Source organism: Paenibacillus barcinonensis (assembly GCF_003217495.1).
GTDB lineage: Bacteria > Bacillota > Bacilli > Paenibacillales > Paenibacillaceae > Paenibacillus > Paenibacillus barcinonensis.
Genome location: NZ_QJSW01000028.1, coordinates 44,673 through 64,383 on the forward strand (window position 1 = coordinate 44,673; position 19,711 = coordinate 64,383).

Annotated in this window: 29 protein-coding genes and 1 rRNA gene; 28 read left to right on the forward strand and 2 right to left on the reverse strand. The window is 46.0% G+C overall.

The window, feature by feature from the left end; genetic code table 11:
• Positions 1 to 18 precede the first annotated feature (18 nt).
• The 23 genes from rpsH (at position 19) to DFQ00_RS25735 (ending at position 15,134) form a co-directional block, all read left to right on the forward strand.
• Positions 19 to 417, forward strand: coding sequence for a 30S ribosomal protein S8 (rpsH, locus tag DFQ00_RS25625; RefSeq protein ID WP_110899286.1), 399 nt, complete (start codon positions 19 to 21; stop codon positions 415 to 417).
• A gap of 30 nt (positions 418 to 447) precedes the next feature.
• A complete protein-coding gene (rplF, locus tag DFQ00_RS25630; protein ID WP_110899287.1) occupies positions 448 to 990 on the forward strand; it encodes a 50S ribosomal protein L6 in 543 nt (180 codons plus the stop codon).
• A 117-nt stretch (positions 991 to 1,107) separates the two neighbouring features.
• Positions 1,108 to 1,476 (forward strand): 50S ribosomal protein L18, encoded by a 369-nt coding sequence (rplR, locus tag DFQ00_RS25635; protein WP_110899288.1) that lies wholly within the window; start codon positions 1,108 to 1,110, stop codon positions 1,474 to 1,476.
• Between the two features lie 27 nt (positions 1,477 to 1,503).
• Positions 1,504 to 2,001: a 30S ribosomal protein S5 gene (gene rpsE / locus DFQ00_RS25640; RefSeq protein ID WP_024633574.1), complete on the forward strand. Its 498-nt coding sequence runs from the start codon at positions 1,504 to 1,506 to the stop codon at positions 1,999 to 2,001.
• 12 nt (positions 2,002 to 2,013) lie between these two features.
• The gene (gene rpmD / locus DFQ00_RS25645) at positions 2,014 to 2,199 is read left to right on the forward strand and encodes a 50S ribosomal protein L30 (protein ID WP_090924668.1); all 186 of its coding nucleotides are present in this window, start codon (positions 2,014 to 2,016) and stop codon (positions 2,197 to 2,199) included.
• A 45-nt stretch (positions 2,200 to 2,244) separates the two neighbouring features.
• Complete coding sequence (gene rplO, locus DFQ00_RS25650; RefSeq protein WP_110899289.1) at positions 2,245 to 2,685, forward strand: 50S ribosomal protein L15; 441 nt, start codon at positions 2,245 to 2,247, stop codon at positions 2,683 to 2,685.
• Positions 2,685 to 3,983, forward strand: a complete 1,299-nt coding sequence (gene secY / locus DFQ00_RS25655) for a preprotein translocase subunit SecY (protein WP_110899290.1) — start codon at positions 2,685 to 2,687, stop codon at positions 3,981 to 3,983. Before rplO ends, secY begins: the two co-directional genes overlap by 1 nt.
• 90 nt (positions 3,984 to 4,073) lie before the next feature.
• The gene (locus DFQ00_RS25660) at positions 4,074 to 4,718 is read left to right on the forward strand and encodes an adenylate kinase (RefSeq protein WP_110899291.1); all 645 of its coding nucleotides are present in this window, start codon (positions 4,074 to 4,076) and stop codon (positions 4,716 to 4,718) included.
• A gap of 3 nt (positions 4,719 to 4,721) precedes the next feature.
• The gene (map, locus tag DFQ00_RS25665) at positions 4,722 to 5,474 is read left to right on the forward strand and encodes a type I methionyl aminopeptidase (RefSeq protein ID WP_110899292.1); all 753 of its coding nucleotides are present in this window, start codon (positions 4,722 to 4,724) and stop codon (positions 5,472 to 5,474) included.
• A 10-nt stretch (positions 5,475 to 5,484) separates the two neighbouring features.
• On the forward strand, positions 5,485 to 5,793 hold the full coding sequence (locus DFQ00_RS25670; RefSeq protein ID WP_110899293.1) for a KOW domain-containing RNA-binding protein: 309 nt from the start codon (positions 5,485 to 5,487) through the stop codon (positions 5,791 to 5,793).
• A gap of 3 nt (positions 5,794 to 5,796) precedes the next feature.
• Positions 5,797 to 6,012: a translation initiation factor IF-1 gene (infA, locus tag DFQ00_RS25675; protein ID WP_017692098.1), complete on the forward strand. Its 216-nt coding sequence runs from the start codon at positions 5,797 to 5,799 to the stop codon at positions 6,010 to 6,012.
• A 152-nt stretch (positions 6,013 to 6,164) separates the two neighbouring features.
• Positions 6,165 to 6,278 carry a 50S ribosomal protein L36 gene (gene rpmJ, locus DFQ00_RS25680; RefSeq protein ID WP_003333770.1) on the forward strand — a complete coding sequence of 38 codons (114 nt, stop codon included), beginning with the start codon at positions 6,165 to 6,167 and terminating at the stop codon, positions 6,276 to 6,278.
• 20 nt (positions 6,279 to 6,298) lie between these two features.
• Positions 6,299 to 6,667, forward strand: a complete 369-nt coding sequence (rpsM, locus tag DFQ00_RS25685) for a 30S ribosomal protein S13 (RefSeq protein ID WP_095293406.1) — start codon at positions 6,299 to 6,301, stop codon at positions 6,665 to 6,667.
• Positions 6,668 to 6,686: 19 nt separating this feature from the next.
• On the forward strand, positions 6,687 to 7,082 hold the full coding sequence (rpsK, locus tag DFQ00_RS25690; RefSeq protein WP_068537278.1) for a 30S ribosomal protein S11: 396 nt from the start codon (positions 6,687 to 6,689) through the stop codon (positions 7,080 to 7,082).
• A gap of 136 nt (positions 7,083 to 7,218) precedes the next feature.
• Positions 7,219 to 8,163, forward strand: coding sequence for a DNA-directed RNA polymerase subunit alpha (locus tag DFQ00_RS25695; RefSeq protein ID WP_024633566.1), 945 nt, complete (start codon positions 7,219 to 7,221; stop codon positions 8,161 to 8,163).
• A gap of 34 nt (positions 8,164 to 8,197) precedes the next feature.
• Positions 8,198 to 8,563: a 50S ribosomal protein L17 gene (rplQ, locus tag DFQ00_RS25700; RefSeq protein ID WP_110899294.1), complete on the forward strand. Its 366-nt coding sequence runs from the start codon at positions 8,198 to 8,200 to the stop codon at positions 8,561 to 8,563.
• A 158-nt stretch (positions 8,564 to 8,721) separates the two neighbouring features.
• A complete protein-coding gene (gene truA, locus DFQ00_RS25705) occupies positions 8,722 to 9,495 on the forward strand; it encodes a tRNA pseudouridine(38-40) synthase TruA (RefSeq protein WP_110899295.1) in 774 nt (257 codons plus the stop codon).
• Positions 9,496 to 9,700: 205 nt separating this feature from the next.
• On the forward strand, positions 9,701 to 10,138 hold the full coding sequence (gene rplM / locus DFQ00_RS25710; protein WP_024633564.1) for a 50S ribosomal protein L13: 438 nt from the start codon (positions 9,701 to 9,703) through the stop codon (positions 10,136 to 10,138).
• A gap of 19 nt (positions 10,139 to 10,157) precedes the next feature.
• Complete coding sequence (gene rpsI / locus DFQ00_RS25715) at positions 10,158 to 10,550, forward strand: 30S ribosomal protein S9 (RefSeq protein ID WP_090924661.1); 393 nt, start codon at positions 10,158 to 10,160, stop codon at positions 10,548 to 10,550.
• Positions 10,551 to 11,166: 616 nt separating this feature from the next.
• A complete protein-coding gene (locus DFQ00_RS25720) occupies positions 11,167 to 11,859 on the forward strand; it encodes a phosphoadenylyl-sulfate reductase (protein ID WP_110899296.1) in 693 nt (230 codons plus the stop codon).
• Between the two features lie 102 nt (positions 11,860 to 11,961).
• Entirely contained in the window at positions 11,962 to 13,131 is a 1,170-nt protein-coding gene (sat, locus tag DFQ00_RS25725; RefSeq protein WP_110899297.1) for a sulfate adenylyltransferase, read from the forward strand.
• Positions 13,132 to 13,199: 68 nt separating this feature from the next.
• Entirely contained in the window at positions 13,200 to 13,955 is a 756-nt protein-coding gene (gene cwlD, locus DFQ00_RS25730) for an N-acetylmuramoyl-L-alanine amidase CwlD (protein WP_110899298.1), read from the forward strand.
• A gap of 78 nt (positions 13,956 to 14,033) precedes the next feature.
• Positions 14,034 to 15,134 (forward strand): Mrp/NBP35 family ATP-binding protein, encoded by a 1,101-nt coding sequence (locus DFQ00_RS25735; protein WP_110899299.1) that lies wholly within the window; start codon positions 14,034 to 14,036, stop codon positions 15,132 to 15,134.
• A 181-nt stretch (positions 15,135 to 15,315) separates the two neighbouring features.
• On the opposite strand, the gene gerD is transcribed toward DFQ00_RS25735, so the two are convergent.
• The gene (gene gerD / locus DFQ00_RS25740) at positions 15,316 to 16,050 is read right to left on the reverse strand and encodes a spore germination lipoprotein GerD (protein WP_110899300.1); all 735 of its coding nucleotides are present in this window, start codon (positions 16,048 to 16,050) and stop codon (positions 15,316 to 15,318) included.
• Positions 16,051 to 16,175: 125 nt separating this feature from the next.
• On the opposite strand from gerD, the gene DFQ00_RS25745 reads away from it, so the two are divergent.
• On the forward strand, positions 16,176 to 16,808 hold the full coding sequence (locus tag DFQ00_RS25745) for a KinB-signaling pathway activation protein (protein ID WP_110899301.1): 633 nt from the start codon (positions 16,176 to 16,178) through the stop codon (positions 16,806 to 16,808).
• Positions 16,809 to 16,924: 116 nt separating this feature from the next.
• Here the strand turns inward: DFQ00_RS25745 and pdaB are convergent, their stop codons facing one another.
• A complete protein-coding gene (pdaB, locus tag DFQ00_RS25750; RefSeq protein WP_110899302.1) occupies positions 16,925 to 17,701 on the reverse strand; it encodes a polysaccharide deacetylase family sporulation protein PdaB in 777 nt (258 codons plus the stop codon).
• 122 nt (positions 17,702 to 17,823) lie between these two features.
• Here pdaB and DFQ00_RS25755 point away from each other — a divergent pair, with 122 nt between their 5' ends.
• From DFQ00_RS25755 to DFQ00_RS25770, 4 genes are all read left to right on the forward strand, one after another.
• On the forward strand, positions 17,824 to 18,441 hold the full coding sequence (locus DFQ00_RS25755; RefSeq protein WP_110899303.1) for a stage II sporulation protein M: 618 nt from the start codon (positions 17,824 to 17,826) through the stop codon (positions 18,439 to 18,441).
• A gap of 109 nt (positions 18,442 to 18,550) precedes the next feature.
• On the forward strand, positions 18,551 to 18,769 hold the full coding sequence (locus DFQ00_RS25760) for a hypothetical protein (RefSeq protein ID WP_110899304.1): 219 nt from the start codon (positions 18,551 to 18,553) through the stop codon (positions 18,767 to 18,769).
• Entirely contained in the window at positions 18,769 to 18,999 is a 231-nt protein-coding gene (locus tag DFQ00_RS25765; RefSeq protein WP_110899305.1) for a hypothetical protein, read from the forward strand. Before DFQ00_RS25760 ends, DFQ00_RS25765 begins: the two co-directional genes overlap by 1 nt.
• Positions 19,000 to 19,540: 541 nt before the next feature.
• Positions 19,541 to 19,711, forward strand: a 16S ribosomal RNA gene (locus DFQ00_RS25770); the annotation flags it as partial.

A 19,711-nucleotide genomic window follows, 5' to 3' on the forward strand; every position in this document is an offset into this window, starting at 1 on the left:
GAAGGAGGTTAACTCACAATGACTATGTCTGATCCAATTGCAGATATGCTTACTCGTATTCGTAACGCGAACACTGTTCGTCACGAAACGGTAGAAATGCCTGCTTCGACAATGAAAAAACAAATCGCCGATATCTTGAAGCGCGAAGGTTTCATCCGTGACGCTGAATTTATCGAAGATAACAAACAAGGGATTATCCGTGTTTTCCTGAAATACGGTCAAAATAACGAGCGCGTTATCACTGGTCTGAAAAGAATCAGTAAACCTGGTCTTCGTGTTTACACGAAAAGCAATGAAGTACCTCGCGTACTTGGCGGCTTGGGTATCGCGATCATCTCGACATCCAAAGGTGTTATGACGGACAAAGAAGCTCGTCAAGCAAAATCCGGTGGAGAAGTCGTTTGCTACGTTTGGTAATATAACGTCACAAGATAGGAGGTGCAACACATGTCTCGTATTGGTCGCAAACCAATTACAGTACCAAGTGGTGTAGACATCACTTTGGACAATTCCGTTATTACGGTAAAAGGACCAAAAGGAACTTTAACTCGTGAACTTCACAAAGACATGAAGGTTACAGTTGAAAACAACGAAATTACAGTTGTGCGTCCTTCCGATAACAAAACTCACCGTTCTTTGCACGGCACAACACGCAGCGTTGTCAGCAATATGGTGAGCGGCGTAACTGAAGGATTCGCAAAATCTCTGGAGCTGGTTGGGGTCGGATATCGTGCAAGCAAATCCGGAGATAAAATCGTTCTGAACGTTGGATACTCTCACCCGGTTGAAATTACACCGGAAGCGGGAATTGAGTTCGAAGTACCTTCGAACACAAAAATCATCGTTCGCGGTATCGATAAAGAGCGCGTAGGTGCTTACGCTGCTAAAATTCGTTCCGTTCGTGAACCTGAGCCGTACAAAGGTAAAGGTATTAAATATGAAGGCGAGCGTATCATCCGTAAGGAAGGTAAAGCCGGTAAGAAGAAATAAGATTTCTCTTACCGCCTTTTCGCGGCTTTCGGCTTGCTTGCTTCGTTTGTTTCTAATATACCCCGTGGCTTCCGGCTTGAAGCCAGCGAGGTAACCTGAAAGGAGTGAATCCCTGAGATGATTACGAAACCAGATAAAAACAAGGCTCGTCTGAAAAGACACTTGCGCGTTCGTAAAAAAATCCAAGGAACGGCAGCACGTCCTCGTTTGAACGTATTCCGTTCTGGTAAACATATGTACGCTCAAATCATCGATGATGTAGCTGGTGTAACGATCGCTTCCGCGTCTACTGTAGACAAAGAATTGAGCGGTGACATCAAAAACGGTGCATCTGTTGAATCTGCTCGCAAAGTTGGCGAACTCGTTGCTAAACGTGCGAAAGACAAAGGTGTTTCCAACATCGTATTTGACCGTAGCGGATATCTGTACCATGGTCGTATCGCAGCATTGGCTGAAGCGGCTCGTGAAGCAGGACTTGAGTTTTAAGATATTTTTCAAAAGGAGGTTAACGACTTGCGTGTAGATCCGAATACTTTGGAACTGTCTGAAAGAGTAGTAAACATTAATCGCGTAGCTAAAGTAGTAAAAGGCGGACGCCGTTTCAGCTTTAGCGCACTGGTTGTAGTCGGCGACGGCAACGGCTGGGTTGGAGCGGGTATCGGTAAAGCGGGCGAAGTACCTGATGCAATTCGCAAAGGTATTGAAGATGCTAAGAAAAACCTTGTACACGTTCCACTCGTAGGAACTTCGATTCCTCACTTGGTAACAGGTAAGTTCGGCGCAGGACGCGTTCTGTTGAAACCAGCATCTGAAGGTACTGGTGTTATCGCTGGTGGTCCTGTACGTGCGGTTCTCGAACTTGCTGGTGTGGGTGACATTTTGACAAAATCTCTGGGTTCTTCGAATTCCATGAACATGGTCAATGCGACTTTGGAAGGTTTGTCCCGTTTGAAGCGTGCTGAAGACGTGGCTAAACTGCGCGGAAAATCCGTCGAAGAGCTTCTGGGTTAGGAGGGAATTCTCATGGCTAAATTAGAAATTACCCTCGTCCGTAGCTTGATCGGACGTCCGGAGACGCAAAGAACAACTGTGAAAACATTGGGATTGCGCAAAATCAACAGCAAAGTGATTCAAAACGATAATCCAGCCATCCGTGGTATGATTAACAAAGTGAGTCACTTGGTAGCTGTTAAAGAAGTAGAAGCTTAATAAACGGGAATAATCCCACAAATCTTTAAGGAGGTGCAACGAACGATGAAGTTACATGAGCTTTCACCATCTCCTGGATCGCGTAAAGAACGCAAACGTGTTGGTCGCGGTCCAAGTAGTGGTACAGGTAAAACATCAGGTCGCGGTCATAAAGGACAAAACGCTCGTTCTGGCGGTGGTGTTCGTCCAGGCTTCGAAGGTGGACAAAATCCACTGTATCGTCGCTTGCCGAAACGCGGTTTCGTAAACCCAACTCGCAAAGAATATGCAGTTGTTAATATCGAAGACCTGAACAGTTTGCCTGCGGGTACTGAAGTAACTCCAGAATTCTTGATGACGAATGGCGTTGTGAAAAACGCTAAATCCGGAATCAAAATCCTGGGTAACGGTGAAGTCACTGTGAAGCTGACTGTTAAAGCTAATAAGTTTTCTCAATCTGCGGTAGAGAAAATCGAAGCTGCCGGCGGTACAACCGAGGTGATTTAATGTTCAAGACCCTAAAGAATATCTGGCGGGTTGAGGATCTGCGCAAAAGGGTATTATTTACCCTTTTTGTACTGATCATTTACCGCATCGGCTCCTTTGTTCCCGTTCCGGGTGTTAACAAAGATGTGTTCGAAGCGACAAATTCTGCGGGTAAAGAAGTTTTTGGACTTCTCAATACGTTCTCGGGTGGAGCACTGTTCCAGTTCTCGATATTTGCACTCGGGATCGTTCCTTACATCACTGCGTCTATCATAGTACAGTTGCTTTCCATGGACGTTATTCCTAAATTAGCGGAGTGGGCAAAGCAAGGTGAACAAGGTAAGAAAAAATCAGCACAATTGACCCGTTATTTAACCATCGGGCTTGCATTGATTCAAGCGTTTGGTACGTCGATCGGATTTAACCGCTTGTACAATACAGAGATGGTTCCTAACGCAACATTTGCAGATTATATCTTGATCGCGATTGTACTTACGGCCGGTACTTCATTCTTGATGTGGCTTGGTGAGCAGATCACCGAGAAGGGCATCGGAAACGGAATTTCGATTTTGATCTTTGCAGGTATCTTGTCAACAGTACCTAACATTATCAAACAAACCATCGAGTCCGACTTCATTCAACCTGATCAGTTGTTTATGAACATCCTGAAAGCTGTGATCATCGCGATTGTCATCGTGCTGATTATCATCGGGGTCATATACATCCAACAGGCGATTCGGAAAATTCCGGTACAGTACGCTAAACGTGTCGTGGGTAACAAAATGTACGGTGGACAGAATACACATATCCCGCTGAAGATTAATGCAGCTGGTGTTATCCCTGTCATCTTCGCATCATCGCTGTTGATGTTCCCAACGATTATCGCCAACTTCTGGGCTAATCAAGGTTGGGCACAGTGGATCGGTCAAAACTTGACTACACACAAACCTCTTGGTATGGTGCTGTATGTTGTGATGATCTTTGGATTCACATTCTTCTATACGTTTGTACAGATGAATCCTCAGCAGATGGCTGATAATATGAAAAAGAACGGCGGTTACATCCCAGGCATTCGCCCGGGTAAAGCAACCGAGAAATATCTGACCCGTGTCATGACTCGTTTGACAATGGCCGGAGCCATCTTCTTGGCTGTCATTTCCGTTCTGCCTGTATTCTTAGGGGCACTTTCTGGTTTGCCTCAATCAGCGCAAATTGGAGGAACATCCCTCCTGATCGTTATCGGTGTAGCGCTGGATACGATGAAGCAAATCGAAAGCCAATTGATCAAACGCCACTACAAAGGTTTTATCAATAAATAGGCAATAGGTTCCGGTTGAGTAAAGATTTACTTGCCGGCACCTATTGTGCTGTTTGTTGATGTAGGGTAGTCTTGGAGGGAGTGACATAACGTGAACATCCTATTCATGGGCCCTCCGGGGGCAGGAAAAGGTACGCAAGCAGACGTCATTGTGAAAGAGTTCGGTATTCCCCATATTTCAACAGGCGATGCATTTCGTCTCGCGATTAAACAGGGAACTCCCATTGGCCTGAAAGCCAAGGAATATATGGATCAAGGATTACTTGTACCAGATGATGTAACCATCGGCATCGTTGAAGAACGTTTGCAGCAAGCGGACTGCAGAGAAGGTTTTCTCTTGGATGGATTTCCAAGAACCCTGTCTCAAGCAGAAGCGCTGGATGGCATACTGGCACGACTGAACTCAGGTCTTGATCATGTGATCAACCTGAAAGTGGATCGCAACAAATTGCTCGCTCGTTTGACGGGGCGTCGCATTTGTAAAAACTGTGGCTCCACGTATCATGTCGTATTTAATCCACCGAAGCAGGAAGGTATCTGTGATAAATGCGGCGGCGAGCTGTATCAGCGTTCTGATGATAATGAAGAGAGCGTAGGCACTCGTTTGGACGAATATATCAACAAAACAGCACCACTCCTCACGTTCTACGAAACTAAAGATCTTCTTCGTCAAATTGACGGAGAACAGGATATCGATCAAGTTTCTCAAGAAATCGTGTCCTTGTTGAGAGGTTAATTGATGATCATTGGTAAGTCCGAAACGGAACTGGGTTTGATGAGGGAAGCGGGGAGAATTGTTGCGGAAACGCATCGTCTCTTGGCAGAGCATATCGCTCCCGGTATTACGACTGGTGAACTTGACCATATGGCTGATCAATATATCCGCAGTCAAGGAGCTGTGCCGTCTTTCAAAGGTTATAACGGTTTCCCTGCCAGTGTGTGCGCTTCAGTGAATGAAGAGTTGGTACATGGATTTCCCGGCAAACGCAAGTTGAACGAGGGCGATATCGTTACGTTTGACATTGGCGCGCAGTACCAGGGGTATCATGGAGATTCTGCCTGGACCTATCCAGTCGGCCGTATTTCCGAAGAAGCCCGTCGTCTTCTGGACGTCACCGAGGCTTCGTTATACGCAGGTCTGGCGCTGGTAAAACCAGACGTTCGCTTGTTTACAATATCTCATGCAATTCAGAAATATATCGAAGATGAGGGGTTCTCCGTCGTTCGTGAATATGTCGGTCACGGCATTGGAGCGGATCTGCACGAGGAGCCATCAATTCCGAACTATGGTCTTCCTGATCGTGGACCAAGGCTAAAGGCTGGTATGGTGCTGGCCATTGAACCTATGGTTAACGCAGGCAGACGGTATGTGAAAACGTTGGAAGATAACTGGACTGTCGTAACAGTTGATGGATCGTTATGCGCCCACTTTGAACACACCGTAGCAGTTACATCTGATGGTATGGAAATTTTCACAAAACTGAATGCGTAGGTGATTAGGCATGAACAATCCGTCGAATCCGCAGCTCGGTCAACTTGTGAAGATCCGTAAAGGCCGCAATGCGGACCAAGCCGCAGTAATTGTTGCTATAGTGGACAGTAGGTTCGTATATATAGCGGATGGAGACAAACGAAAGTTTGACCAACCCAAGAAGAAGAACATTCTTCATCTTGAACTTCAGCCCATGATTAGCAATGAGGTTGTAAACAGTTTAAACGAGAGTGGTCGGGTGACAAACGGAAAGCTCCGCTATGCGGTTCATTCTTTTCTGGAATCCACCAACATTCAAGCTGAAGAGAAAGGAGACTGACTAATGGCCAAGGAAGATGTCATTGAAGTGGAAGGTACGGTTCTTGAACCGCTACCGAATGCAACGTTCAAGGTTGAGCTTGAGAATGGTCATCAAATTCTCGCTCACGTTTCCGGGAAATTACGGATGCACTTCATCCGTATCCTGACTGGAGACAAAGTAGTTGTTCAGTTATCGCCTTATGATCTAACAAAAGGTCGTATAACTTACCGTAAATAGTAGTAGACAGTTGCAATGAACTGTGAAGCTTATGAAGCGGGTTTTGCCCGGCAAAACTTGCGAAAGCTTCGAAGCCGGTTTTACAATAGTAGAACAAGGTCAATGCTTACGAAGAGGGTTTTGCTAAGCAAAACTTTGAGGAGGTAATTCACATGAAGGTAAGACCTTCGGTCAAGCCGATTTGCGAAAAATGCAAAGTCATTCGCCGCAAAGGGAATGTAATGGTTATCTGTGAAAATCCGAAACACAAACAAAAACAAGGTTAATGAAGGGGGTGTAGCGTAAAATGGCACGTATAGCTGGTGTGGATTTGCCACGTGATAAGCGCGTTGAGATCGCCTTGACTTATATTTTCGGAATCGGTAAAACGACTTCCCAGAAAATTCTGAGCTCTACAGGCATCAATCCGGACACTCGTGTTCGTGATTTGACGGAAGATGAAGTCAGCAAATTGCGTGAAAGTATCGACAAAGAGGTCAAAGTAGAAGGTGACCTGCGTCGTGAAATCTCTTTGAATATTAAACGTTTGACGGAGATCGGTTGTTACCGTGGAGTTCGTCATCGTCGTGGTCTGCCTGTTCGTGGACAACGTACGAAAACGAATGCTCGTACTCGTAAGGGTCCTCGTCGTACAGTAGCGAACAAGAAGAAATAATAAGGGGGGATAAGAGAAAATGGCTAAACCGAAAAAAGTCGTACGTACTAAACGTCGTGACCGTAAAAATATTGAATCTGGCGTGGCACATATCCGCTCCACTTTCAATAACACTATCGTTACTATTACGGACCCTCACGGAAATGCGATTTCGTGGGCAAGCTCAGGCGGCCTCGGATTCAGAGGTTCCCGTAAATCGACTCCGTTTGCTGCACAAATGGCTGCTGAGACTGCTGCCAAAGCTGCAATGGAACATGGGATGAAATCCGTTGAGGTTATGGTTAAAGGACCAGGCGCAGGCCGTGAAGCAGCGATCCGCTCTTTGCAAGCTGCTGGTCTTGAAGTTAACCTGATCAAAGACGTAACTCCAGTCCCGCATAACGGATGCCGTCCTCCAAAACGTCGTCGTGTCTAATGAGATTTGCCCCTGCGTGTGGTATACTTCCGGCACAATCTGCTAATAATGGTTGTTTAGGCATACTACTACATGTTTTCGCAAGAGAAGGTAAATGTTTCATAGAGGACCGACGTTTTGAAGGAGGGGTATTGCAGTGATAGAAATCGAAAAGCCGAAAATTGAGACGGTAGACGTCAACGATGATGGCACCTATGGGAAATTCGTAGTAGAACCGCTAGAGCGCGGATACGGTACGACGCTTGGAAACTCGCTTCGCCGAATCCTGCTCTCGTCACTGCCGGGTGCGGCAGTGTCTTCGGTTCAAATCGATGGCGTTCTGCATGAATTTGCTACAGTTCCTGGCGTAATGGAAGACGTAACAGAGATTATCCTTAACCTGAAAGCTTTATCGCTCAAAATTCACTCTGATGAGGAGAAAGTGCTCGAGATTGATGCTGAAGGCGAAGGAGCAATCACGGCTGGAGATATTCGTGCTGATTCCGATGTTGAAATCCTTAACCCGGATCTTCACATTGCTACGCTTGGACCAGGTTCGAGACTTCACATGCGTATTTTTGCCAATCGCGGTCGCGGCTACGTCCAGGCAGATCGGAATAAACGCGATGACCAGCCGATCGGCGTCATCCCTGTCGATTCCATCTTCACCCCGATCAGCCGTGTAAACTACGCTGTGGAAAATACGCGTGTAGGCCAAGTAACCAACTATGACAAGCTCACGTTGGAAGTTTGGACTGACGGAAGTATTCGTCCTGAAGAGGCTGTAAGCCTTGGCGCTAAAATTTTGACCGAGCATCTGATGCTCTTCGTGGGTCTTACAGACGAAGCGAAGGATGCAGAGATCATGGTTGAAAAAGAAGAAGACAAAAAAGAAAAAGTACTCGAAATGACGATCGAAGAGCTGGATCTCTCTGTTCGTTCCTACAACTGCCTCAAACGTGCTGGTATTAATACCGTACAAGAGCTGACCACGAAAACGGAAGAAGACATGATGAAAGTCCGTAACCTCGGACGCAAGTCTTTGGAAGAAGTTCAAGAGAAGCTTGAGGAACTGGGATTGGGACTTCGTACAGAAGAATAGACAGCTGAGTGCTTGAAGTGAAGGAGGGAAAACAATGGCATACCAAAAGTTGGGCCGTAATTCCAGCGCACGTAAAGCTTTGTTCCGTGACCTGGTAACCGACCTGTTCTTATACGAGCGCATTCAGACAACTGAAGCGAAAGCAAAAGAGGTTCGCTCTATTGCTGAAAAACTGATCACTAAAGCGAAAAAGGGAGATCTTCATGCCCGTCGCCAAGTGGCAGCTTATGTTCGCCGCGAAACAATTGATGGTGAGCAAGATGCAATCCAAAAACTGTTTAGCGATTTGTCCGATCGTTACGCTGAGCGTCCAGGCGGATACACACGTATCCTGAAGCTGGGACCTCGTCGTGGTGACGCAGCGCCTATGGTTTACTTGGAACTGGTAGACCGCGCGTAAAACAGATGAGATGAGGAAAGGGGACAGAATCTGACGATTCTGGGTCAACCCTTTTTTTCACTTCATTTCGAATTCGTGCTGTAAATGAAGCTCCGTAAGGGGCTTCTTTTGCTGTTCGGGATAGGCTTATGTATAGTATGGAACAAAGGTGTGGTAATATGCGCAACTTATGTATGACGGTCACTTACGACGGAACGGCCTATTACGGCTTTCAAGTACAGCCAGGAGGCAATACCATTCAGGACCACCTCGAAGATGCCATTCGTGCCTTGACTGGTGAGACGATTAAGATCACAGGGTCAGGTCGAACGGATGCAGGCGTTCATGCTCGCAGACAAATTTTCAATTTTCCTACAGCATCACAGATCCCGGTAGAGCGCTGGTGTATCGCACTCAATTCGAGATTGCCATCCGATATTGTTGTTATTGATGCAATTGAGGTACCGCTAGATTTCCATTCTCGTTATGCAGCGAAAAAGAAAACCTATCGATACACGGTCAATGCAAATCAATTCCCGGATGTCTTTAACCGAAGACTGCAGCATCACCACCATGCAAAGCTGGACATCGCTGCTATGGAAGAGGGCCTGCGTCATTTCATAGGCACATATGACTTTACATCCTTTGCTTCACGCAAGTCGCAGAAAGAGAATCATGTACGTTCGGTGTACGAAGCATGGATAGAAGTGGACCGTTCAATGTGCAGAGACCATCCGCGCGATCAAGGCGTCATTCACATCTACGTGAGTGGTAACGGCTTTTTGCAGCATATGGTAAGGATCATTGTAGGAACGCTGCTGGAGATCGGAGAGGGCAAACGGAAAGCCTCTGATGTGCCGAATATGATTGCTGCATGCAATCGTTCTGCCGCAGGACCTACTGCGGTTAGCTGCGGTTTGATGCTCTGGGACCTTGAATACAAAAAAGATTAAATTTGGTGAGTAAAAAGCTTAATTTATACTTGCGATTTAATCGCCTATCATGTAATATAAAAGTTGTGTTTTCTTAATGGCTTTCCCACAGCCCCAATTAAGATGTTCACATCGCAACAACTATCCATCAACACCTAAAGTTATCACTTAACGAACGAAGATAAATGAAAAATGATGATTTTGAACATTTAAGGAGGAACTTTTCATGCGTACTACGTACATGGCGAAGCCTAACGAAGTTGAGCGCCAATGGCACATCATTGATGCTGAAGGCAAAACCCTCGGACGTTTGGCGAGCGAAGCAGCTGCTTTGATCCGCGGCAAACATAAGCCACAATTCACTCCACATGTGGACACTGGCGATTTCGTTGTTATCATCAATGCAGAGAAAATTGTATTGACTGGTAAAAAAATGCAAGGTAAAAAATACTACCGTCACTCGATGCACCCAGGTGGTTTGAAAGTAACTACTGCAGAAGAGATGGTTAAAAACAAACCTGAACGTATGTTGGAATTGGCTGTTCGCGGTATGCTTCCTAAAACTCGCATGGGCGAGAAAATGAAGCTGAGACTTAAAGCGTACAGAGGCACTGAGCATCCACACGCAGCACAAAAACCAGAAGTTTACGAACTTCGCGGTTAATTAAAAGGAGGACAGTTTCATGGCACAAGTACAATACTATGGGACAGGTCGTCGTAAACATTCGGTAGCACGTGTTCGCCTTGTACCGGGTGAAGGACGCATTGTCATCAATAAACGTGATATTAATGAATACTTCGGTTTGGAAACACTTAAACTGATCGTAAAACAACCACTGACTTTGACAGAAACGCTCACTAACTATGACGTTTTGGTTATCGCTCATGGTGGCGGTATCTCCGGTCAAGCCGGCGCGATCCGTCATGGTATCTCCCGCGCTCTGCTTAAAGCAGATCCAGAATACCGTGCATCCCTGAAAAAAGCAGGATTCCTGACTCGTGACCCACGTATGAAAGAGCGTAAAAAATACGGTCTTAAAGCGGCTCGTCGCGCACCTCAGTTCTCCAAACGTTAAGATTTTTCAAAGCTCTTGGCCCTCGGCCAAGGGCTTTTTTTGTTGCGGACAAGACTAGATTAATCATATCACTAACTTTTACCAAAACGTCGAATAGCATATTCACTGCTTACATCAATCTTGAAACCCAGTAGTCGTCACTAACGATATACTTCACGCGAACGTTATACGTGAATTCCTGGTTATCAGTCTTTCTTATGAATACGATAAAGGCTTCTTACATTTGAAAATGCATAACGTATCCAGCCGATAGTAGAAAATCGGATATCTTGCTCTTCTTTTAAGCCCAATCAGACATTATGGAATGGTTGTTTGATTATGCTAGTCATCTTGAAAATCCAGTAGTAGCAAAGGTTTAGGCCATTTTATGGTTTGTGATGTATTCGTGATTAGCCACCTCGCCTTTAAACGATTTTGTCTGTACATGTTGAAGATGCTTAAATGACACTAAAATGATATTCAATATTGCCCACTATTTATGGGGTTCAGTCGCTGTATTTTACCATATGGCAGGCATTGACATAGCGAGTGAAAGATTTATACTATACATAATTCATATTAGATTAGTCGGCTTTATTTTATTGTTTTTGAAATGAAGAATGGGGGAAAAGGAATTATGAATTTGTTAGAAAAGGAAGAACTCGCACGGACCAAAGCAGAGGAATTGGAGCAAGCAAGTCCTGAGGATATTATTCGATATGCAATTGAAACATTCCCAAACATTACTTTTGCGTGCAGCTTCGGCGCTGAAGATGTTGTGCTCGTAGATATGCTTCAAAAAATCAGCCCATCCACGGATATTTTTTATCTGGATACTGATTTTCACTTCCAGGAAACGTATGATACGCGTGACCGGATGCAGGAGAAGTATAACCTTGATTTTGTAAAAGTATCGCCTAAAATTACACCAGAAGAACAGGCTGCCCGGCACGGGGAAGAGCTGTGGAAATCAGATCCTAATGCCTGCTGTAATATTCGCAAGGTAGAGCCGTTAACTCGTATTCTTTCGCAGTACGATGCTTGGATTACAGGTATCCGCAGGGATCAGGCTCCAACACGTGCGAACGCAAAGAAGGTTGAATATGATGCAAAATTTGGACTGATGAAATTTAACCCGATTGCACATTGGACGAGTGACGATGTGTGGGAATACATTCGCGCCAATAACGTGACATATAATCCGCTACACGATCAGAACTATCCGAGTATCGGCTGCGAGCACTGTACACGTCAGGTAATGCCTGGTGAAGATCCACGTGCAGGACGCTGGTCTGGCAATGACAAAACGGAATGTGGTCTGCACAAATAAACGTTTGATGAGGGCGTAATTGCCCGTAGCTGTATAAGGAGCATTTGATGATGATGCGCATGGCATTACAATAAAAGGATGGATATATAAGGAGCTGACAAGATGACTTCGATTCTGCCTCATGGAGGTACGCTGGTACAGCGTGTCGTACAAGGAGAAGAACGTGAACGTTTGCTGCAGGATAGCAACAGCCTTTCCTCACTGCGTATTAATGCCTGGACGATTTCCGACCTCGACTTGATCGGTGTAGGTGCTTTCTCGCCGCTTGAAGGATTTATGAACGAGGAGGATTATCAATCGGTTGTGTCCCGTATGCGCTTGGCAAATGGTACGGTATGGAGCATACCGATCACACTTGCTGTCGATGCCCAACAGGCTGCAGTCCTTCGCCTGGGGGAAACAGTAGCCCTTGTTGGTGAAGAGGATGGGGTGACCTACGGATTGCTTGAGGTTCAAAGCATCTATGAGGTGGATCAGGGAGAGGAAGCGCGTCGTGTGTTCAAAACCGATGATCCAGAGCATCCCGGTGTGAAAAAGCTGCTGGAGCGCCCGGCAACCTATGTAGGAGGTCCAATTCAGGTGTTAAATCGACCGAAGCCGGCCAAGTTCGAAGAGTTCTATTACGACCCGGCAGAGACACGCCGTATTTTTCAGGAAAAGGGCTGGAAAACGGTTGTGGGTTTTCAGACTCGTAATCCGGTGCACCGTGCGCATGAGTATATTCAGAAAAGTGCGATGGAAATCGTGGATGCCCTCTTTCTGAATCCGCTGGTGGGCGAAACGAAGTCCGATGATGTACCTGCTGATGTTCGGATGAAAAGTTATCTGGTGCTGCTGGAAAATTATTATCCTGCTGATCGTGCGTTTCTGGGGGTATTCCCGGCGGCGATGCGGTACGCTGGACCACGGGAAGCGATTTTCCATGCGATGGTACGTAAAAATTATGGCTGCACCCACTTTATCGTTGGTCGTGATCATGCAGGTGTAGGGGATTATTATGGAACGTATGAGGCGCAGGAGATCTTCATTAATTTTACAGCTGAGGAGCTAGGGATTACACCGCTGTTTTTTGAGCACAGCTTTTTCTGCACGAAATGTGGAAATATGGCTTCCAGCAAAACATGTCCACATGGCAAGGAGCACCACCTGACATTGTCAGGTACCAAAGTACGCGCATTGCTGCGCGATGGTCAGTGTCCGCCGCCGGAATTCACACGTCCTGAGGTTGCTGAAGTGCTGATTGAGGGCATGGCAGAGCAAGTCCACTCGTAAGGGTATATTTGTCCATCTTGTCCCATATAGATGATTAGAGTCATTTATAGGGACGAGGTGGTTTTTTTATGCGCAAAAACATGGGGAAACATCTGGTGGTCTGGATCAGATTAAAGACAGTGAAGAGGGTTATGCTCAGTCTATGCTTGTTGGCCATGTTTGTGGCCGTTGTTTCGTATGAGATGCCTTCTGCCAAAACGTCGGGCTATTGGAGTTTGCCATTGGCAGGCAAGGTCATCGCCATTGATGCGGGACATGGGGGACCGGATGGCGGCGCTGTAAGCAGACAGGGGGTTATCGAGAAGGACATCAACTTGTCCATCGCGCTGTATGTGAGAGACTATTTGCAGCAGGCCGGGGCACTTGTTGTCATGACTCGTGAGATGGATAAGGATCTTGCCGATGAAGGCACAAGGGGATATTCCAAGCGCAAAACGGAGGATCTCAAGCAAAGAGTACGGCGCATTGAAGACAAACAAGCAGATCTGTTTATCAGTATTCATATGAATAGTGTACCTTCCAACCGCTGGAGCGGCGCACAGGTGTTCTACACCCCGAATCACCCCGATAATGAAGGACTCGCAAATTTGCTGCAAGCTGAGATGATTCGTAATCTGGAAAATACAGATCGGATCGCCAAAACGGTGAATACCGTTTATCTGCTGCAGGCTCTGAAAATGCCTTCAGCACTCGTTGAAGTTGGCTTTCTGTCACATCCTCAGGAGGCGCGTATGCTTGCAGATGAAACGTATCAACGCAAGGTAGCGGCATCCATTTATAACGGGATTCTCAGATATTCCGCAGGAGAACGTCCGAAAAGTTAGTCATAAGAAGAAAGGTAGTGCTATAATTGGAACAGCATACCTAATACATGCCAATAGATAAAACCGAGGTGCTGTCTGATGTTATCTAAAGAACAGATACTTGAAATTTTACAGCCATTACAGGAACCGCAGCTTGCACGAAGCTTGACGGAGCTGGGATGGATTCGTGACATTATGGTGAAAGAACATCATGTGGCATTAAGTATAATGACACTGGAGAATCGACCAGAAGATGCAACCGCTTTAACGGATGCTGCGCGTAACCTGCTTGCTCAGCATGGGGTGAAGGATGTACACGTTCGCATACGTGTAGCGTCTGAGCATGACCGTGAGAGTCTTAACGCAGGACAGGGAGATCAGGCCCAGGATCAGGATGAGGTGCTTGTAAAAGGGCATGCAGCAGGTCTGGATGGTCATGAGTTGCTCAGTTCCGAGTCCGGGGTCCGATATATCGCTGTGGCGAGTGGTAAAGGCGGGGTTGGTAAATCCACCGTTACCGTTAACCTGGCGGCAGCTTTGGCTCGTCAGGGGAAAAAGGTTGGCCTCATTGATGCCGACATTTATGGGTTCAGTGTGCCTGATATGATGGGCATCGAGGAGTATCCGGTTGTTGAAGATGGCGTTATTCAGCCGGTGGAACGTTTTGGTGTCAAAGTCATGTCAATGGGTTTCTTCATCCGGGAAAATAACCCTGTCATTTGGCGCGGGCCGATGCTCGGCCGCATGCTGCGTCAGTTCTTCACCGATGTACAATGGGGAGAACTGGACTATATGCTGCTTGATTTGCCACCAGGAACAGGCGATGTAGCTCTAGATGTGCATCAGATGTTACCGCAGAGTAAAGAAATTATCGTGACAACTCCGCATGCTACGGCAGCCTTTGTTGCCGCACGAGCTGGCGCAATGGCGATTCAGACGGAGCATGAACTGCTTGGTGTTATTGAGAATATGGCGTATTACGAATGTGGCAGCTGTGGAGAGAAGGACTATGTCTTTGGACGTGGTGGCGGTGGACGGCTGGCGGAGAGTCTGCATACCGTACTGCTTGCCCAGATTCCATTGGGAACACCGGACAACCACCCTTCCGAACCAGATTTCTCACCGTCTGTTTACAAGGCAGAAACATCCATTGGGGCCATTTATGATGAGGTTGCCCGCAACATTGAGTCCAATTTTTAGTGAGAGCACATACAAAAAGCCTGCGTCCTTTGAATGGAATGCAGGCTTTTTTGATATCAGCACAAGCGAGTTTTACCATCATTCATCATTCTCTTCACAAACGATTATCTTCATTCTTCTCAACACTATGTTCATTTTCAATTGGCATCGTGTGCTGGCTTGTTAAGCCAAAACAATTGACTTATGAACCGCCTCCACCACTGGAGTCACCACTGCCACCATCGCCACTGTCCTGACCACCGGCTTCCTGCCCCTTTTGCCCGCCACCACTTTCGGTTTTAGGCTGTAGCTCTTCTTGTACAACTTTTTTCAGCAGAGTGAGCACTTCCATACGGAACAATGGATTCTGCATCACTTCCTGCATAACGGTCATCGTCTGTTTGCGATATTCCGGAGTTTTGGTCATATCCATAAACATTTTGGACACTTCAGGTGATTTCATGATGTCCGCTATGGACTTTTGATAAGTGGGGTCTTTGATCAGCTGCATATGGAGCTGCTTGCTTTGCGCATTGATCGCTTTGGCGAATTCACCCGCAAATTGCGGATCGGTCATAATTTTCTCGAATTCCTTCTGGTATTCAGGAGCGGTGATGGTATCTTTTACGGCAATACGTATTTGTTCCGAAGATTGCATAGGCATTAACATTTTCATCCCAACTGTTCCTGAACCCCCGCCAGACCCTCCACCTCCTTCGGAGCCGCCGCCCCCACCCCCACCGGATGAGCTTTGTCCCGTAAGAGCCTCTTCTACTGCTTTTTTGCCTTCATCACTTTTCAAAATATCAACGACCATCGTTTTCATCTCTTTATAACTGCCCTGAGGAGGCGAAGAACTTTGATCTGAACCGCAGCCGGCAAGCATGACGGATAACCCGAGCACGGTACAGCACAGCTGCCATATAGGCCGTTTCATGTGTACAATCCCTCCTTGATTAGATACTGGATGTAGTATGTGATGGGAAAGGGGGAAATATGTTGAGCAATGATGGTTTTTTGCTGTGAAGGTTGGTAAAATAAACTCTCGGGGGTGGAAAACATTTGAATTTGCGTAGATGGTTTTTCCTGTTTTGGACAGCCTTGCTGATTGGCGCCGCAGGAGCGTTAGCCACGGGCTTGATTATGATGCTGGTAAACGGGGAGAAAACAAACGGAATAGCTGATTTTATGCTGTATCTTCTAATTCTGTTTGGCTCCGGAGTGATGATTAGCGTATATTCACAAATGGGTTTCTTTGCATATCTCATATTAAATTATATGGGGAAAGGTGTATTTCCAAAACGCGGGTGGCAAATCGTGCAGATTGTGCTGACCGTGCTGGCACTGCTGGATGTTATGTTTTTACGGCTCTTTGTTGGCGGTGAGCGGGAGCGCATCTCGGATATTGTACTGGGACTGCTCATTTTGGCGGCCGCAATTGTTACCGCTTACGTAAAAGTAAAGCAAACTCATATCTCCGCGCTGGTGCCCACACTCTTTTTTATGATCGCGGTTACCTCAGTGGAGACCATCGGCGTATTGCGTATTGATGTCAACGCGGCTACCATCTTTATTGTGGTCCCTTTGCTCCTGTGTAATGCATACCAGATGCTAATTCTGCACAAGCTGGTCAATAATTCAGAAGAGGGATCGGCTGAGCCTGCGGGCAGACCCATTAAGGAGAGCAGGGCATAAGAGATAGCACGCTTCACTAGAAGCGTCAATACGAATAAGGCGTCATCTTTTAAAAATAAACACCAAAAGAGCTAACGATGTTAGCTCTTTTCAACTTTTACTTGTTTTGTTGCACGCTATTGGCCGCTGGCTTGATCACGGACCTCTTTACCCTCTACACTGGAGTGGCTCAGTAGCTCGGATACAGTCACAAAATCATAGCCCTGATTTTTCAACTTATCAATGATGACGGGCAGTGCTTCGTGCGTTTGTTTCGAAGAGTCGCTGGCATGCAGCAGCACGATATCACCCGGATGGGCTTTGCTGACTACGCGATCCACAATCGTCTGTACACCAGGGTTTTTCCAATCCAATGAATCGGTATCCCACTGCACGACCTGATAGTTGAGACTGCTCGCAACCTGAAGCACACGTTTATCAAAATCACCATTAGGCAAACGAAGTAATTTCGGTTCTTTTCCCGTTAAATCGGTTAAAATGCTGTGAGCTGTCGAAATTTCCTTACGGATTTGCTCTTCAGTCAAACTGCTGTAATTTTCGTGTCTGTGGCCATGACTGCCAATCTCGTACCCTGCGTCCTTGATGGCGGTGACAATCTCAGGGTGGGTTTTGCTCCAGGGCGAGGATAGGAAAAAGGTGGCCTTTTGCACTTTATTATCCTGAAGCACCTTCAAGATCGGCTCTGTCCGTTTATCACCCCAGCTAATATCAAAGGTAAGTGCAATGACCTTCTTATCGGTTGGAACACTGTAGACGGCGGAAGGTGCTTCCTCCGAAAATACAGACACGTTGCCGCTTTCCAGGTAGATAATACCGATTGCAAAGATGGCAGCAACGAGCACAATCAGGTTACGTTTGATTTTTTTGCCGCTGAATACATAGAACGAGTTCATTTCGCTAAGCGCCCCTCTCCCAATAAAGAAATGCTTGTTTACTTTTCAATGTATGCTCGTACGGCTCAGTTATTCGTTTTACATCATTGATTGTCCATCATTTCGTTCAACAGGAGGTTGTTATGTTAAAATTCAGTGCATTTATGAGAGATATGAGCAAGATTCGGGGGGCATTAGTCTGGTCTTTCCTGCTGTTTGCAGTAGGTATAGGAGCGGGCTGGGTAAGCACAGGGCCATTGGAGCAGCTCTTGCTGAACCAGATTGAAGGGCTTCGCCAGGTCAGTCAACAACTGGAGCAAGGGGGGAATGTACAGTGGAATTTCTTCCTGCTCATTTTTTTTAATAACGCTATAAAGAGTGTGCTGGTTATATATGCGGGTATTTTCTTCGGCATCTTGCCCATTGTTTTTCTTTTAATTAACGGGATGGTGCTCGGTTTCGTTGTTCATACAACGATGAATCATGGAGCAAGTTTTTTCGATATCGTTGTTAAAGGCTTACTTCCTCACGGAATTATCGAGATCCCGGTAATTATTATTGCATGTGCGTTTGGATTAAAATTTGGTGGTTTAACGATAAGCAGCCTTGCTCAATTGGGGGGAGAGAAGAGAGCATTGATCGGTACACGGTGGAAGGAGTTTGCGAAAATGACGGTAACAGCAAGCTTCTGGGTGGTCATCCTGCTTTTTGTTGCTGCAATTATCGAGAGCACACTGACCTATGCGCTTGTAAGAGGATAAATGTTTTGTGAAATTTATGATACCCAGCATTCATAAATTCCCAGAAAGTTGACCATAACAATAAAACGGGTTTCGGCAAGCAGGAGATCAGAGATCGTTAGGGAGTGCTATGAAACTTACTGAAGTGCATGTTTTACCGCCTTTTCGCCCCATGCTGCGTCACTTTCCCTTGAAGTGCCCCGGCACGTCTGCGGAAAAATTCTGGCTTGGAACGAAGATTCAGCAAAATCTGCTTTCTTCAGCGTTTTCAGACAAACCCCAATCCATCATGTTGCTGAAAAACGCAAGTGTGACTATAGAGGATATGTACAAAAAGGAGAACTCTTAATGCTGGGTATGCTATTTAACGAGAAGGAATGTAAAGAGCTGGACTATGTATTACGCAAAGAATTGGATGAAATGCTGTTTGATCTAAGTGATCATCGTCTTGACCAGGAGATTAAACATGCTATTGCCAGTCGGTACAAGACGGTATTCCGCATGTATGCACGGTTTGCCCCGCCTAAAGAGTTATCCAAGTATGCTAGAGGTGGGAAGTTGAAGAAGTCCAGGCCGTGAAGTAAGGCTGAATATATAAACTCATTCGAAGTGAAAAGAGGTGGGGCAATCCAGATAGAGCCTGCACCTCTCATTCATTTCATTTGTTAGAAGAAGCTGAAGTCATGAGGGAAAAAAGAATCTGCGTTTTTGTCGAAATAGGGTTGACCTTTCTAATATGATATGGTAAATTAATTTTCGTTCCTTTTTTTAAGGAATGGATTGCTAAAACAAGCATTTTTGATCACTGTAATAAAAGTTTTCAAAAAAAGTCTTGCAAAGATAATGTGAATGTGATACATTATAAAAGTCGCCGCTGAAACGACGACATGATGAAAACAACGCATTAAATTGAATGTTTGATCTTTGAAAACTGAACAACGAGTGAGTAATCATTCTGCTTGCAGAATGAACGTGAAGGTTTTTGGTACAAGCCATCTGGCTGTATGAAAACTGGAACAACAATGAGATTAACAATCTCGTCAGATTCAAAATGAGCTTATCGCTCTTTTCAATACCCCGATGAGTTGCACAACGTTGAACGACGCTGCGGAATTCATCTTTATTGGAGAGTTTGATCCTGGCTCAGGACGAACGCTGGCGGCATGCCTAATACATGCAAGTCGAGCGGACTTGAAGAGAAGCTTGCTTCTCTGATGGTTAGCGGCGGACGGGTGAGTAACACGTAGGCAACCTGCCCTCAAGCTTGGGACAACTACCGGAAACGGTAGCT